General features: G+C 72.6%; 11 protein-coding genes. 8 read left to right on the top strand and 3 right to left on the bottom strand.

The genetic code is table 11. From position 1 onward, the window contains the following. Positions 1-42: 42 nt before the first annotated feature. From ACIBJG_RS07725 to ACIBJG_RS07690, 8 genes are read left to right on the top strand one after another with little or no spacing between them, the layout of a single operon-like run. A complete protein-coding gene (locus tag ACIBJG_RS07725; RefSeq protein WP_399305184.1) occupies positions 43-807 on the top strand; it encodes an SDR family NAD(P)-dependent oxidoreductase in 765 nt (254 codons plus the stop codon). Then, the gene (locus tag ACIBJG_RS07720; protein WP_399305181.1) at positions 795-2,582 is read left to right on the top strand and encodes a heparinase II/III family protein; all 1,788 of its coding nucleotides are present in this window, start codon (positions 795-797) and stop codon (positions 2,580-2,582) included. Before ACIBJG_RS07725 ends, ACIBJG_RS07720 begins: the two co-directional genes overlap by 13 nt. Before the next feature lie 3 nt (positions 2,583-2,585). Next, positions 2,586-4,565 carry a hypothetical protein gene (locus ACIBJG_RS07715; RefSeq protein ID WP_399305178.1) on the top strand — a complete coding sequence of 660 codons (1,980 nt, stop codon included), beginning with the start codon at positions 2,586-2,588 and terminating at the stop codon, positions 4,563-4,565. Positions 4,566-4,567: 2 nt separating this feature from the next. Further along, complete coding sequence (locus ACIBJG_RS07710) at positions 4,568-5,170, top strand: hypothetical protein (protein ID WP_399305175.1); 603 nt, start codon at positions 4,568-4,570, stop codon at positions 5,168-5,170. After that, the gene (locus ACIBJG_RS07705) at positions 5,167-6,246 is read left to right on the top strand and encodes a DUF1565 domain-containing protein (protein ID WP_399305173.1); all 1,080 of its coding nucleotides are present in this window, start codon (positions 5,167-5,169) and stop codon (positions 6,244-6,246) included. Before ACIBJG_RS07710 ends, ACIBJG_RS07705 begins: the two co-directional genes overlap by 4 nt. A 26-nt stretch (positions 6,247-6,272) precedes the next feature. Further along, positions 6,273-7,394 carry an SGNH/GDSL hydrolase family protein gene (locus ACIBJG_RS07700; protein ID WP_399305170.1) on the top strand — a complete coding sequence of 374 codons (1,122 nt, stop codon included), beginning with the start codon at positions 6,273-6,275 and terminating at the stop codon, positions 7,392-7,394. Positions 7,395-7,405: 11 nt separating this feature from the next. Continuing rightward, positions 7,406-9,820 (top strand): polysaccharide lyase 8 family protein, encoded by a 2,415-nt coding sequence (locus ACIBJG_RS07695; protein WP_399305167.1) that lies wholly within the window; start codon positions 7,406-7,408, stop codon positions 9,818-9,820. Positions 9,821-9,824: 4 nt separating this feature from the next. Next, on the top strand, positions 9,825-10,799 hold the full coding sequence (locus ACIBJG_RS07690; RefSeq protein WP_399305164.1) for an acetylxylan esterase: 975 nt from the start codon (positions 9,825-9,827) through the stop codon (positions 10,797-10,799). A 10-nt stretch (positions 10,800-10,809) separates the two neighbouring features. On the opposite strand, the gene ACIBJG_RS07685 is transcribed toward ACIBJG_RS07690, so the two are convergent. The 3 genes from ACIBJG_RS07685 to ACIBJG_RS07675 are packed head-to-tail and all read right to left on the bottom strand — an operon-like array spanning position 10,810 to position 15,583. Further along, positions 10,810-12,354, bottom strand: a complete 1,545-nt coding sequence (locus ACIBJG_RS07685) for a phytoene desaturase family protein (RefSeq protein ID WP_399305161.1) — start codon at positions 12,352-12,354, stop codon at positions 10,810-10,812. A 53-nt stretch (positions 12,355-12,407) separates the two neighbouring features. Continuing rightward, on the bottom strand, positions 12,408-14,666 hold the full coding sequence (locus ACIBJG_RS07680; protein ID WP_399305158.1) for a tetratricopeptide repeat protein: 2,259 nt from the start codon (positions 14,664-14,666) through the stop codon (positions 12,408-12,410). 26 nt (positions 14,667-14,692) lie between these two features. Then, positions 14,693-15,583: an oxygenase MpaB family protein gene (locus ACIBJG_RS07675; RefSeq protein ID WP_399305155.1), complete on the bottom strand. Its 891-nt coding sequence runs from the start codon at positions 15,581-15,583 to the stop codon at positions 14,693-14,695. Positions 15,584-15,756 lie beyond the last annotated feature (173 nt).

Below are 15,756 nucleotides of genomic sequence, written 5' to 3'. Positions count from 1 at the left end.
GTCCCGGTCCTCAACGGCCGGTTATCGAAAGGGTTACCCCCCATGTCTGCTGATCTCCAAGGTTCCCGCGCGCTGGTGACCGGGGCGGGCCACGGTATCGGCCGTGCCATCGCCGTCGCCCTGGCCGAGGCCGGCGCCGATGTCGCGGTCCACTACCACTCGTCCGCCGACGAGGCCGCGAAGACGGTCTCCGCGATCGAGGCGCTCGGCCGTAAGGCCAAGGCGTTCCAGGCCGACGCGACGGTGACGGCCGAGGTGGACCGCCTGGTCGAGGAGGCCACCGGATTCCTCGGCGGGCTGGACGTCCTGGTCTGCAACGCCGGTCATCTGATCGGGCGGGCAACCATCGCCGAGATGTCCGACGACCACTTCGACCGGGTCATCGACACCAATCTGACCTCGACGTTCCGTACGGTACGGGCGGCGCTGCCGCATCTGAAGGAGTCGTCCGCCGGGCGCGTCATCACGATGTCGTCGCTCGCCGCGCACAACGGCGGCGGCCCCGGTTCGGTGGCCTACGCGGCTGCCAAGGCCGGTATCCGCGGATTCACCAAGGGTCTGGCCAAGGAGCTCGGCGGCAGCGGCATCACGGTGAACACCGTCGCCCCCGGCTTCATCAAGGGCACCGCCTTCCACGACACGTTCACCGCGCCGGCGGCGCAGGTGGCGATGGAGGCAGGCATCCCGGTGGGCCGGGCCGGCACGCCCGAGGACGTCGCCTCGGCCGTCGTCCACCTGGCATCCCCCTCGTCCGGCTTCCTCACCGCGACCACGGTGGACATCGACGGTGGCGTATGGCCGCGTTGAAGCGGATCGCCCGGGAGCGCGGCGGCTGGTGGCACGCGTACGTCTGCCCGGCCCACGGGGTGGAGCTGGACCACGGCGATGTGCTCGCCGGGGCGTTCCCCGAGGGCGGTGCGCGGTGTTCGTACGGCTGCCGGGTGGACAACGAAGCGGTTCGCGGTGCCTGGCTGGTGCTGTCGCACCAGGCGTGGGCGCGGCACCTGAGGGTGCTCGCCCACCGCGGGGAGCGTACGGAAGCGGTGGCACGGCTCGTCGAATACGCCGCTCTGTACGAGGAGCTGGCCACGGCGCAGCATGGCGAGGCGCAGGGCTGGATGCTGCGCGGCCGGCTCTTCCACCAGGCGCTGACCGACGCGATCTGGGCGGTGAACATCGGCCACACCGTCCTGACGCTCGCCGAGCACGGCACGGACGGTCTGACCGAAGTGCTGCCGCTGCTGCACTCCTTGGAGCGGGCAGCACTCGACGCCCGCGCCGTACTGATCGGCAAGGGGCAGCTCGCCTCCAACTACACCGCATGGCTCAACGCCGCCGGTGTGGCCGCCGGGCGGGGAGCCGCGGCGGTGCGCGGGCAGGAGTGGGACGGCGGCAAGGAGTGGCTGGCGGGCGACAGCGGCCTGTACGCGCATCTGCGGGTCGCGGTCGCCGAGGACGGCTGGGAGTGGGAGGGCAGCACCTACTACCACGGGTTCGTTCTGCGGGCGGCGCTGCTGGCGCTGCGGGGCACCGATCCGGCGGCCGTCCCGGCCGACGTGGTGGGTGTGCTGGCGGGGATGACGGATGTACTGGCGGCGATCGCCACGCCGGGCGGGTTTCTTCCCGCGCTGCACGACGGCCCCTACCTGCGGGACCCACTGGCTCTCGAGTGGCTCGAACTGGTGGCGCTGGCTCAGCAGTTGGTGCCGTCGACCGCGCTGGACGCGGTCGCGGCGCGGGCCCGTGCCGAGCTCGGTGCCGGCGACGACGGGCTGGACCGGGAGCTGGGCGGCTGGTTCGCGGGGCCGCCCCTGCCGGAGCGCCCGGCGCCCGGCGCGCTCACGCTGTTCGGCGCCGCGGGCTATGCGGTGCTGCGCGTCGCGGGTATCCACGCGCTGCTGGACTTCGGCCCGCACGGCGGTTCGCACGGCCATCGGGACAAGCTGTCTCTCTATCTCTATGGCGACACCACGCCGTGGCAGCCCGATCCCGGCCAGGTTCCCTACGCCCACGCCGAGTTCCGTGATCTCTACGCGTCGACCGAGGCTCACCCGGCGTTCCGGGTGGACGGTCGCGAACAGGCGGAGTGCGCGGGAGCGTTGCTCGCCTCGGACGACCGCTCCGTCACGGCGGAGGTGACCACGGCGTACGCGGGTGTGCGCGGGGTCCGCCGGATCGTGGCAGGATCCGGTTATCTGGTGGACCTGCTGACCGTGACGGCCGACGAGGCCCGCCGCATCACCGCCCAGCTCCGTCCCGGCACCGCGCTGGACGTGCAGGTGCAGGCGGCGGGCGCGGCGCGCACCACCTGGTACGGCGACGAGACCCTGCACGGCTGGCACACGCACCGCGCCGATGTGCCGGTGCACGCGGTGAGCCGGCCGGGCCCCGGCACGGCAGATGATCCGCAACGCACACGGACCCGGGTGGACTTCAGCGCCGACACCGACCGGGTCACCTTCGCCTCGGTGTACCAGGCCGCATCGGCCGGGCCCACCGTGGCCGACGTACAGCTGGACGCTGACGGGCTCACGGTCCGGCTGGCCGACGGCAGCACCGCGAGTTTCCGGACGGAGGACTGACCCTTGTTGCTCTCGGCGACCCCGCCGCCCGGCCCGCGCCCGGCGCAGGAGGTGCGACTGTACGAGGAGGCCGCCCGCCACCGCGGGCTGACCCCGCCCCGCACGCACCCCCTGGCCAGCATCACGTGGCTCGGCCCCGCCGCCTCCAACCCCGCTCTCGCGTACCGGGTCGGCGGCGACCCGGCGCATCTGGCGGAGAGCCTGCGCTGGATCGAGGCCGCGGTGCGGCTGCCGCACTGGGGCAGGGCCCACATGCCGGACCACGACCTGGACGCCGGCTGGCTGCTGCACCATCTGGCCCTCGCGTACCGGTGGGTCGGAGACGACCTGCCGGACGGGGTGCGGGCGCTGCTGCGGTACAAACTGCTGCTCCAGGGGCGGCGGATGTACGAGTTCGCGGTGGCGAGCGAGGGCCGCTGGTGGTCGTCGTCGTACTGGCAGAACCACAACTGGATCTGTTACGCGGGTCTGGCGACGGCCGGTTACGTGCTGGGCAAGGAGGAGTGGACCGAGCGCGCCAAGGACAATCTCGGGACCGTCCTGGACCTGATGCCCGAGGACGGATCGCACGCCGAGGGCGTCGTCTACTGGCGCTACGGTGTGCCGTTCCTCGCCGCCCACCTTGATCTCCTCCAGGAGGCGGAGGGCGTCGACTGGTGGGAGAGGGGCGGCTTCATGTCCCGGACGTTCCGCTACCGGCTGCATCAGACGGCGCCCGGGTTCGCGTTCAACGTCGACCACGGCGACTGCCACGACCGGCGCAGCGGCCACAGCGCCGGGCTCTACTACCGGCTCGCCGCCCAGTACGCGATCCCCGAGGCCCAGTGGATGGGCGGTCTGGCATCGGGTGAACTGCTGTGGCAGGAGGCGGCCGAGAGCGGGGTGCGGCCGGGGATCCTGCCGGAGGCCTACCTCGAGTACCTCTGGTACGACCCGGCCGTGCCCGCGGCCCGGCCCACCGAGACGCGGGCGTTCTTCCCGGACCTCGGGCTGCTGGCGGCGCGCACGGGCTGGGACGACGACGCCACGCTGGTGTCGTTCAAGGCCAGTCCGGGCGGAGGCCACCGGGCGTGGGAGACCGCCGAGAAGCACCGGGTGGACAAGGGCTGGGACACTCTCAACCAGGGGCATCACCACCCCGATTCGGGCTCGTTCGTGCTGGTCTCGCAGGGTGCGTTCCTCGCGGTGGACGAGGGCTACAGCAATCGCAAGAGGGCCGCGCACCACAATCTGCTGCTGGTGGACGGTCAGGGGTACGCGGACGAGGACCGGTACCACGTGTACCGGGACATCCCCTTCGAGCGGCAGGCCCGCCAGCGCGATGTGCTCGTCTCCGCCGACTGCGGATGGGCGCACTCCACGGCGGAGATCGCCGCGATGTACGACCCCGCGCTCGGGGTGCGGCGGCTCGACCGGACGCTGGTGTTCACCCCGTCGGGGCGCCTGGTGCTGCTGGACCTCGCCGAGGCGGATGCGGCGCGGGAGTGGACGTTCCTGCTCCAGACGGACCGCCCCACCGAAGCGCTGCCCGACGGCAGCCGGCTGATCCGCTCCGGTGCGGCTACGGCCCTGCTGCGGCAGTTCGCCCCCGCCGACGCACGCATCACCGGGGAGGTCACCGAGGTGGAGGCCAATCCGACGTCGAGCACCCCGGAACTGCGCCTCACCCGCATCCTGCACACGCTGCGTTCCGCCTCGGCGCGGTCGGCCGAGAGGCAGTTCCTCACCACGATCGCGCCCGGCACGGACACGGACGCCTCCCGGGTTCCGTGCGCGGAGGGCCAGGGCGTCACCTTCGGGACGGAGACCGTGCTGCTCTCCCCCGTCGCCCGGCGGATCCGTACCGCCGGTGTCCACGCCGATGCGGCCGCCGTGCTGCTCACGGACGGCGGCGCCCCCTGCGTCGTGGCGGCGACCCGGCTGGAGCTGGACGGCGCGGTGCTCCTCGACGTGGCGGAACCGTACACAGGAAAGGTCGGCTGATCATGCAGGCAACACTCTCGTCCGGCTGGCCGACGCTGCTGCGGCGGCTGGAGTTCGTGGCCTACCCGGCCGTCGCCGGCGCCGCGTTCGCCGTGCTGTCGCTGGGGGTCGTCACCTGGCTGCCCGCGCTCGCCGCGATGGCGCACGGGCTCCAGCGGTGGCGGGCCGAAGGGGACAGCCGCGCCTTCGTCATGACGTTCAGGGCCTTCCCGCAGTACTGGCGGGCCCTGTGGCGGCACTCGCTCGTCTCGACGGCGGCCGGGGGTGTGCTGGCCGCCAACATCGTCCATCTGCTGGGCCGTTCGGAGCCGTGGACCTTCGTCCTGCTGGCGGCCCAGGTGGGCATCGCGGCCGCCCTGGTCATCCACCATGTGGCGTTCGCCGCCGAGGCCGGCCGTGAGCCGGACGGCACCGTCCGTACCTGGACCCGGGGCGCGCTGGCGCTCGGCTTCGGTTCGGCCGCCCGGGGCACCGCCCTGCTCGGCGCGGTGGTCTCCGCCGTGCTCCTCTCGCTCTTCGTACCGCTGGGGCCACTGCTGCTCGGCCCGAGCATTCCCGTACTGCTCGCTCTGTCCTTCGCTGATCCCAGGAGGCACACCCCATGAGCCACGCACTGCGTACCACCCTCGTCGCCGCTCTCGCCGTCGGCGCCCCGCTCGCTTTCCCCCCGCCGTCGGTGGCTGCCGCGGCGGCGACCGCGTACTACGTGTCACCGTCCGGCAGCGACAGCAACTCCGGTACGTCGGCGGGCTCCCCGCTCGCCACGATCCAGAAGGCGGTCGATCTGGCGCCGACGGGTGCGGTGGTGAACCTCGCGGCCGGTACGTACAAGCAGGATGTCGTGACCAAGCGCGCCGGCGTCACGATCAGCGGCCCGTCGAACGCCGTGGTGAAGGGCGCGGGCGACGCCCGGATCATTCAGGTGCAGCACGACTCGACGACGTTGAGCGGCTTCACCGTGGACGGGTTGCACGGGTCGTCCACCGATGTGTCGGGGTACCGCCTCAAGCTCATATATGTCATGAGCACGACTCCCGGGAACGGCGTGGGCGGTCTGCGCATCACCGGGATGACCCTGAAGAACGCGGCGGACGAGTGTCTGCGGGTGCGCTATCTGGTGACCGGCGCCGACATCTCCGGCAACACCATCACCGACTGCGGTGTCGCCGACTTCAGGTTCGGCGGCGGGGGCAAGAACGGCGAGGGCATCTACCTCGGCACCGCCCCCGAGCAGCAAGGGGCGAACGGCGCTCCGGACGCGGCCGCCGACATCAGCAGGAACAACCGCATCCACCACAACACGATCGCCACCCGCGGCAACGAGTGCGTCGACGTGAAGGAGAACTCGACCAACAACTACGTCGAGTACAACGACTGCAGCCAGCAGAAGGACTCCAGCTCGGGCGGCCTCGACGCGCGCGGCAGCGGCAACATCTTCCGCTACAACACCATCCACGACAACATCGGCGCGGGCATCCGGCTCGGCGGTGACACCGCAACCGACGGCATCGACACCAGTGTCTACGGCAACACCATCGCCGGGAACGCCGGCGGCGGCATCAAGTTCATGCGCAGCCCGCAGGGCCCCGTCTGCACGAACACCATGAGCGGGAACACCGGCGGCGACGCCGTGGGCACCTACGGCAGCGAGTACGCCCCCACCGGCGCGTGCCCCCAGTGAGCGGGCGGGGACCCGCGAGACGTGGGGTGCTGACTGCGGCGGCCGGGCTGGCCGCTGTCGTGGCGACGGCGCCGGGCGCCCAGGCCGCCGAGGGGGCGGGCAGCGGGGCACGCCGCTCACGCTGGACGACGTCGTGGGCGACCGCGCAGACCGCGCCGACGCCCACCGACGCGGTGGCGAGCGCCGGACTGACGCAGGGCACGTTCACCGCTCACGTACGGCTGTCGGCGGGCGGCGGGGTCCGGCTGCGCTACGGGCACGCCTTCGGGACGGTGCCCGTGCTCATCGGTCCGGTGACCGCCGGCGGCAGGCCCGTGACGTTCGGCGGGCAGCGCCAGGCGTGGCTCGCCGCGGGCGCCTCCCTGACCAGTGACGCGGTCGCGGATCTGCGGGCCACCGAGGGGGCCCTGCTGACGGTCCGGACCGAACTGCCCGGACCCACTGGGCCGTTGTCGTTCCACCGCAACACCCATGCCTCGCACGACGTCGACGGGGTGCGCACCACGTCGGTGTTCCTGCTGACGGGCGTCGAGGTGACGGGCGCGCACGGGCCGGTCATCGCGGTGCTGGGCGACTCCATCGCGGAGGGCGTCGGCACACCCGACGACTCCGATCTGCGCTGGCCCGACCAGCTGGCCCGGCGCCTGCCCGGCGCGGCGGTCGCCGATCTCGGCATCAGCGGCAACCGCGTGCTGCTGGACGATGCCCGCTTCGGGCCGGGCGGACAGGCGCGCTTCGACCGCGATGTGCTGTCCCTGCCCGGGCTGCGGACCGTTCTGGTCCACCTCGGGGTCAACGACCTCCAGCAGCCGCCCAGCCAGACCGACCCGGCGCTCGTCCTGGCCGGCTACCGGCAGCTGGCGCTGCGCGCCCGTGACGCCGGGCTGCGCGTGATCGGCGCGACCATCGCACCGTTCGGCGGCTGGACCCGCTGGGCGCCCGAGCTGGAGACGGTACGGCAGCGGATCAACGCGGCCGTGCGGACCGGCCGGGTCTTCGACGCCGTAGCCGACTTCGACGCGGCCCTGCGCGATCCGGACCACCCGGAGCGGCTGCTGCCCGCGTACGACAGCGGCGACGGCCTCCACCCCAGTCCTTCCGGCCACGCGGCGCTCGCCGCGGCCGTCGACCGCCGACACCTTCTGTGAGGGCCCGCATCATGAACCCAGGCACCACCAGGGGCGCCACCCGCCGCACCGTCCTCGCCGGCGCGGCGGCGCTCGGCGCGGCCACCGCCCTGCCGCTCACGCTCACGGCGGGCACCACGCACGCCGCGGACCCGGTCGACGACGCCGCCTCGCTCCGGACCAGGTGGCACACCCTGCTCACCGGCGGCCCGGGGCTCGACCTCACGGACGCGCGGATCGCCGCGGCCGTGGCCCGGATCGGCAAGGCCGCGACGACCTCCGCGAAGGGCCTGGACCCCTCCCGTACCGACGGGCTGTTCCCCGACCTGACCAGCACCACGCTCTCCAACCACGTCACCACATCGTTCAAGCGGCTCGCGACCGTCGCGACCGCGTGGGCCGTCCCCGGCACCGTCCAGTACGGCGACACCGCACTGCGCGACCTGCTCCTGGCGGGTCTCGACTGGATGCTGACGAACCGCTACGGGCCGGAGCACACCCGGTTCGACAACGACTGGGACTGGGAGATCGGCTCCGCGCTCGCGCTCAACGACACGGCCGTGCTGCTTTACGACGCGCTCGGTACGGAGCGGCTCGGCCTGATCAACGCGGCCGTACGCAGCTACACGCCCGACCCGAACCTCTGGCGGGCCGACCGGCAGATCGCGACCGGCGCCAACCGGGTGTGGATCTCCACCGTCGTCGCCGTGAACGCGGTGCTGCGCGACAGCGGCGACGACCTCGTCCGGGTCCGTGACGCTCTTTCGGACGTCGAGGGTTCGGGCGCCAACAGCGTCCTCGCCTTCAACGACGCGAGCGCGGCGGCGGAGGGCACGGGCGAGGGCTTCTACTCCGACGGTTCGTTCCTCCAGCACTACAAGCACCCGTACAACGGCGGCTACGGCAAGGAGCTCCTCAACAACCTCTCCCGGCTGCTGAACCTCCTTGCGGGTACGGCGTGGACGGTGACCGATCCCGACCTCGACAACGTACGGATCTGGGTCGACGAGGGCTTCGACCCGCTGCTGGCACGTGGCGATGTGATGGCGTCGGTGTGCGGGCGCGAGATCGCCCGGCCCAGCAAGCAGGGCCATGTCTCGGCGCAGACCGTCATCGAGGCGGTGGTGCGGCTGATCCCGAGCTTCCCGGGCGAGACCGCCGACCGGTTCACCTCCCTGGTCAAGCAGTGGATCGCCGAGGACACCTACCGGGACTTCCTCGCCGTCACCGACCTCGCCTCCCTCGTCGCGGCCCGGAACGTCATCGCGTCCTCGGTCCCGGCCCGCGGTCCGCTGGTCGCCCACAAGCAGCACCCGCGCATGGACAAGGCGGCCCACCACCGGCCCTCGTTCGCGCTCGGCGTCTCCGCGTACTCGTCGCGGATCTACAACTACGAGTCGATCCAGAACGAGAACCTGCACGCCTGGCACCTCTCCGACGGCATGGTGCTCCTGTACACGGACGACCTCGGCCACTACAGCGAGGACTACTGGCCCACCGTCGACCCCGCACGCCTGCCCGGCACCACTGTCCTCGCGGGCCGGCCCGCCGACGCGGCGGGGCAGCGCACCACCAGCACCGCCGACTGGGCGGGCGGCGCCGCGCTGCCCGGCACGACGCTCGGCGCGTACGGCATGGAGCTACGGGCGTTCGGCAGTTCGCTGCACGGCCTCAAGAGCTGGTTCTGCCTCGACGACGTCATCGCGTGCGTCGGCTCCGGGATCAGCGCGGACACCGGTACGGCCGAGACGATCGTGGAGAACCGGAAGCTGCGCGATCCTGCGGCGGCCCTCCTCGTCAACGGACAGGCCGCTCCGGCGGACACCGGGTGGTCGGCGCGACTGGACAAGGTGCGGTGGCTGCATGTCGCCGGCACCGGCGGCTACGTCTTCCCCGAGCCCGTCACCCTGCACGGCCTGCGCGAGGACCGGACAGCGACATGGCGCGAGATCAACCTCAAGTACGGCACGGACACCCCCGTCACGCGCCCCTACCTGACGCTGTGGCAGGACCACGGCACCGCCCCCGACGGGGCCGGCTACTTCTGGCTCCAGGCGCCGGCCGCATCCGCCGCGCGGACGAAGCAGTGGTCGTCCGCACCCCCGGTGAAGCTGGTCGCCCGCTCCACCGCCGTGCACGCGGTACGCCGCTGCGCGGACGGCCTGCTCGCCGCGAACTTCTGGACCGCCGGGACCGCGCAGGAACTCACCGCGGACGGGCCGGCCTCGGTCCTGGTCCGGCCGGAGGGCAAGACAGTGACCGTCTCGCTGTCCGACCCGACCCAGCTGCGGTCCTCCGTCGCCCTGGACCTCGCCCGGCACAACCTGAGCGTCGTCTCGGCCGACCCGGGCATCACCGTGGCCCCGACCGGCACCGGCATCCGGATCACCGCGGACACCACTGCACTCCACGGTGCAACCCTCGACCTCACCCTGAAGAGGAGCTAGACCCTTGCTGTTCGACATGCCCCTGGACCGGCTGCGGGACTACCGGCCGGAGCCGGAGGAGCCGGCCGACTTCGACGCGTTCTGGGAGAAGACGCTCGCCGAGAGCGCCCGCCACGACCTGGACGCCGAGTTCGTTCCGTACGACGCCGGATTCGCCACCGTAGACGTGTTCGACGTGACGTTCCGCGGCTGGGGCGGCCAGCCGGTGAAGGCGTGGCTGCTGCTCCCCCGCGAACGCTCGGGCCCGCTCCCGGCCGTCGTGCAGTACATCGGGTACAACGGCGGCCGCGGCATCCCCTACTCCTGGCTCACCTGGAGCGCTCTCGGCTACGCCCACCTGGTGATGGACAACCGCGGGCAGGGCGGCGGCGGCAAGAACACCGCCGACACGGTGGACATCGGCCCCGACGGCAACGGCTCCTCCTCCCCCGGCTTTCTGACCCGGGGCATCGAGGACCCGTACCGCCACTACTACCGGCGGCTGATCACGGACGCGGTGCGGGCCGTCGACACCGCGAAGGCCCATGACGCGGTGGACGCCTCACGGATCGCGGTCCTCGGCGGCAGTCAGGGCGGCGGCCTCGCGATCGCCGTGGCGGGGCTGCGGGACGATGTCGCGGCAGCCGTCGCCGATGTGCCGTTCCTCTGCCACTACCGGCGTGCCTCGCAGATCACGGACGCGGGCCCGTACGCGGAGATCGCCCGCTGGCTGTCCGGGCACCGCTTCCGGATCGACGAGGCGATGGAGACCCTGTCGTACTTCGACGGCGTCAATTTCGCGGCGCGGGCGACCGCTCCGGCGTGGTTCTCGGTGGGCCTGATGGACAAGATCTGCCCGTCGTCCACGGTCTTCGCCGCCTACCACCGCTACGCCGGCCCGGCGCAGATCGAGGTGTTCACGTACAACGGGCACGAGGGCGGCGCGGAGTACGACCTGCCGCGCAAGATCGCCGCGCTGCGCGGTGCGTTCGGTCAGTAGCGGGCGCCGGTCACCGGCCCAGCGCCGCCATCGCGGCGTTGTGGCCGGGGACCCCGCTGACCCCTCCGCCGCGCACCGCACCGGCTCCGCAGAGCAGGACGTTGCCGTGCGCGGTCTCCACGCCCCAGCGGCCGGTCTCCGGTGTGGCGTACGGGAAGGAGAGGTCCCGGTGGAAGATGTGGCCGCCGGGGAGCCGCAGGTCCCGTTCGAGGTCGAGCGGTGTCTTCGCCTCGATGCACGGTGCGCCGTTCCCGTCGAGCGCCAGGCAGTCGGTGAGCGGCTCCTCCAGGTGGGCGTCGAGCTCGGCGAGCGTGGCCTTGAGCAGGGTGGCGCGGGCGGCGTCGTTGTCCGCGGCGAACAGGCGCGCCGGGGTGTGCAGGCCGAACAGGGTCAGGGTCTGGTAGCCGCGGGCGGCAAGATCCGCGCCGAGGATCGAGGGGTCCGTGAGCGAGTGGCAGTAGATCTCCGAGGGCGGGGCGGCGGGCAGCCGGCCCGCCGCCGCGTCCCGGTGGGCGTCGGCCAGTTGCCCGTACCCCTCGGCGATGTGGAAGGTCCCGGCGAACGCCTCGCGGGGGTCCACGGACCGGTCCTTCAGCCGGGGCAGCCGGGTGAGCAGCATGTTCACCTTCAGCTGGGCGCCTTCGGCCGGTGTGGGCGGCGCCTCGCCGAGGAGAGCGGCCAGCGCCTGCGGCGAGGCATTGACGAGCACACGGCGCGCGCCGATGGTGGACTCGCCGCTGTCCGTCCGTACCGTCACCTCGGCGTGCGTCCCGTCCGTGTCGACGCGGATCGCCTCGTGCCCGGTGCGGATCTGCGCACCGGCGGCCAGGGCGGCTCCCGCGAGGGCGTCGGTGAGGGCGCCCATGCCGCCGACCGGGACGTCCCAGTCCCCGGTGCCGCCGCCGATCACGTGGTAGAGGAAGCAGCGGTTCTGGAGCAGCGAGGGATCGTGCGCGTCGGCGAAGGTGCCGATGAGAGCGTCTGTGAGGACGACGCCGCGGACGAGGTCGTCGGCGAAGTTCTCCTCGACGGCGACGCCGATGGGCTCCTCGAACAGCATCCGCCAGGTGTCCGCGTCGCCGATCCGCTCGCGCAGCGCGTCACGGGTGGGCAGCGGTTCGGTGAGCGTGGGGAAGACCCGCGCGGCGACCTGCGCGGTGCGTCCGTAGAACCGCTGCCACGCCTCGTACTCCCGGTCCGACCCGGTGAGGGCCGCGAAGGAGCCGCGGGTGCGGTCACCGGCGACGAGCAGCCCGGTGGGGCGGCCGTCGCGGAGCGCCGGGGTATAGGAGGACACGGTCCGCTTGCGTACGGCGAAGTCCAGTCCGAGATCCTGGACGATCCGCGACGGGAGCAGCGACACGAGGTAGGAGTAGCGGGACAGCCGCGCGTCCACTCCGGCGAAGGGACGGGTCGAGACGGCCGCGCCCCCGGTGGTACCCAGCCGCTCCAGGAGCAGGACCGACTGTCCGGCGCGGGCGAGGTAGGCGGCGGCGACCAGGCCGTTGTGGCCGCCGCCCACGATCACTGCGTCATAGCTGTCTCGTACGGGCATGCCCCTTGGTAACACGGCCCCGCGGCCCGGACCAGGGCTCCCGCCGGTCCGGCTCAGTGGGGCGGGGTGCCCCGTTGCTGCCGCAGCGCGGCCACCTGCCGGTAGAGCTCGACGGCCTCCGGGCCCCTGCCGAGCTGTTCGAGGCAGTGCGCCTCGTCGTTGCGGCCGGCGAGGGTGTCGGGGTGGTCGGCCCCGAGGACCCGGGTCCGTGCCTCGGCGACCTGCCGGTAGACGGTGAGGGCGTCCGCCCAGCGCCCGAGCCAGCCGAGGCCGACGGCGACCTCGCGGCGGCTGACCAGGGTGTCGGGGTGGTCGGCGCCCAGGACGCGTTCGCGGTGTGCGCACACCTCGCGGGATTCGGTCAGCGCCTCCTCCCAGCGGGCCAGCCGGCCAAGGTTGACGCCCAGCCCGTGGCGGGCGCGGAGGGTCTCGGGGTCAGCGGGGCCGCTGACCCGGGCCCTGTCCTCGACGAGGGCGCGGTAGAGCTCCAGCGCCTCGGCGCTGCGGCCCAGGCGCCCGAGGCTGATGCCGACCTCGTAGCGGGCCGCGAGGGTGTCGGGGTGGTCGGCGCCGAGCGCCTGCGACCGGGCCTGGACGACTTCCCGGTAGGTCTGCAGGGCCTCCGTCCAGCGGCCGAGTCTGCCCAGGGTGTAGCCGACCTCGTAGCGGGTGACGAGGGTGTCGGGGTGGGTGGCGCCCAGCAGCCGGGCACGCGCCGCGGCCACCTCGCGGGCCATGCCGTACGACTCCTCCAGCCGGCCGAGCCTGCTGAGGTTGAAGGCCAGGTTGTGGCGGCAGCGCAGGGTGTCGGGGTGGTCGGGCCCCATGGAGCGTTCCCGGGAGGCGAGGACGGCGGCGTACAGCTGGTGGGCCTCGAAGTGGCGGCCGAGCTGGCCCAGCACGTACGCCATCTCCTGGCGGGCCGCGAGAGTCTCCGGATGGTCGGGGCCCAGGCTGCGTTCGCGGCCCTGGGCCACGCGGCCGAACTCCCGGAGCGCGTCCGCCGCCCGCCCCGTCCTGCTGAGGGTGAACGCGACCTCGTACCGGCTGGAGAGCGTGTCGGGATGGTCGGGGCCCAGCGCGCTCTCGCGTTCGGCGGCGACCGCCCGGTGCACCTCGCCCGCGTCCTCCCAGTGGCCGAGCCTGCCGAGGTTGAGGCCGGCGCTGTGGCGGTTGGCGAGTATCGAGAGGAGTTCCGGGGCCGGGGTGGCCCGCTCTCCACCGGCCGGCCGGGCGGCCGGACGCTGCTCGGTGGCGGTGGTCCATTCACCGGTCAGGCCCGCCGAGTGGTCGAACGAGTCGGGCAGCGTGGTCGCGGTGTCGGACGCCTTGTGGCCCGTGGTCATACCGCGGGTCCACGCGGGCAGGCGTGGCGCGGGGGCGGCGGTCCCTCCGGGATGCTCGACGGGGGCCGGCGGCGCGAGCAGCACCCGGCCGGTCGGTTCCAGGTGCGGCTGTTCGCCGGTCCGGCCGACAGCGATGCGTCGGCGCAGGTCTCCGGCGTCGGCCGGCCGCTGCTCAGGAGCCTTGGCAAGCAGTTCCAGGACGACGCGGTCGAAGAAGCCGGGCAGTTCCGCCCGGTGGCTGCGCAGGGGTTCGGGCGCGGTGTCGCGGTGCCCGACGAGCACGCCCCAGGCGTCGTCGAGGTCGAACGGCGGCGCCCCGGTGGCGATCTCGTACAGCACGCAGCCCAGCGAGTAGAGGTCGCTGCGGTGGTCGACCTGGCCGCCGCTGATCTGCTCCGGCGACATGTAGTGCGGGGTTCCCATGGCAATGCCGACGCCGGTGAGACGGGAGGTGACCGCCATGTCGTGGCCGAGCCTGGCAATGCCGAAGTCGCAGATCTTCACCGTCCCGTCGGCCAGCCGCATGATGTTGGCGGGCTTGAGGTCGCGATGGACGATGCCCTGCTGGTGGGTGTACCCGAGGGCGTCGGCGACCTGCTCGGCGATGTCGACGACGTCGCCGACGGGCAGCGGAAGCTGCTTGTTGTCCTCCAGGAGCTCGCTGAGGTTACGGCCGTCCAGGAGCTCCATCACCAGATAGAGCACGCCCTCGTGTTCGCCGAAGTCGTGGACGACGGTGACACCCCGGTGCTGGAGGGCGGCGGCGACGCGGGCTTCCCGGCGGAACCGTTCACGGAGGATGCGGGTGAAGTCCTGGTCGTGCTGCGGGCCCATGGGTTTGAGGCATTTGACGGCGACCTGACGGCCGAGCGACTCGTCGCGGGCACGCCACACCTCGCCCATACCGCCCCGCCCGATCAGATCGAGCAGTCGGTACCGGCTCTGGATCAGCCTGGTTTCCGCCATCCCTGCTGTCGCCCCCGTCACTCCGCCTACTGTCGCTGCGCCCTCCCCGGCCCGTCCAGTATGGCTGCCTGCCTTTTCAGTTTGTACGGGGTGGGGCGGCTACCTGGTCCGAGTCGCGCCATCGCGTTCACGATGTGACCGGGCGGGAGTTTCCAGCGCAGCCGCGACGGGATGGTGCGCAGGGCGGTTCCGGTCGTGCGCAGGCGGCGGTCGACGGTGGCGAGCGGCGGTGCGGGTCTGCCGTACAGCTCGTGCGCGAAGGCCGGCAGCGACTGGTAGGCGACCGTCGCGACGTGCCGCCACAGCACGGCGCGCGCCGGTACGAGCAGGGGGTGCACCGGTGGCCGGCGCAGGAAGTCGTCGACGTCCAACGCATCTCGGGAGCAGGCGAGCTGTGGCCGCACACGCCGGAAGTACGCCGCCAGTTGCGCAGCCGTCGCGGGTACGCCGACGGGGTCGAGGCCGACGAGGCGGGCGCTGGTGCGGTGTTCGTCGACGTAACGGTCGGCCTGCGCATCGGTGAGCGGGTAGCCGGAGCGCCGCTCGACCTGGAGGTAGGAATCGACCTCCGCGCAGTGCACCCACAGCAGCAGGTCCGGGTCGTCGACGCCGTAGGTCTCGCCGGTCACCGGGTCGGTGACCTTCAGGAGCCGGTGGATCTTCCGGACCCGGGCCCCCGCCTTCTCGGCGGCGTCGGTGGTGCCGTACGTGATCGTTCCGACGAAGCCGGCCGTGCGCATCAGCCGGCCCCAGGCGTCCTTACGGAAGTCGGAGTTCTGCATGACGCCACGCACCGCGCGCGGATGGAGCGCCTGGAGGTACAGGGCGCGCACGCCGGCCACCCACATCATCGGGTCGCCGTGCATCTGCCAGGTGACCGATGAGGGCCCGAAGAGCCCGGGGTCGGCGTCCGTCATGTGCTCCTACCTCCTGCTCGGCGGTGTGACCGGCGCAGTCGTCCTGGGGCGCCGCGGGACGTATCGCTGCACCTCAGAAGCGTTCAGGATCCGGTCGACGCAGCATCCCATCACCGACGGCCGGCGCGCCGAGCCCCGCGCAAGGACGTCACGGGGCGCTGTTCCGCCGTCCG

Origin of the sequence: Streptomyces sp. NPDC050422 (genome assembly GCF_044458665.1) — a bacterium.
In the GTDB taxonomy this organism is placed as follows: domain Bacteria; phylum Actinomycetota; class Actinomycetes; order Streptomycetales; family Streptomycetaceae; genus Streptomyces.
This window is presented reverse-complemented; position numbering and strand designations above follow the sequence as displayed.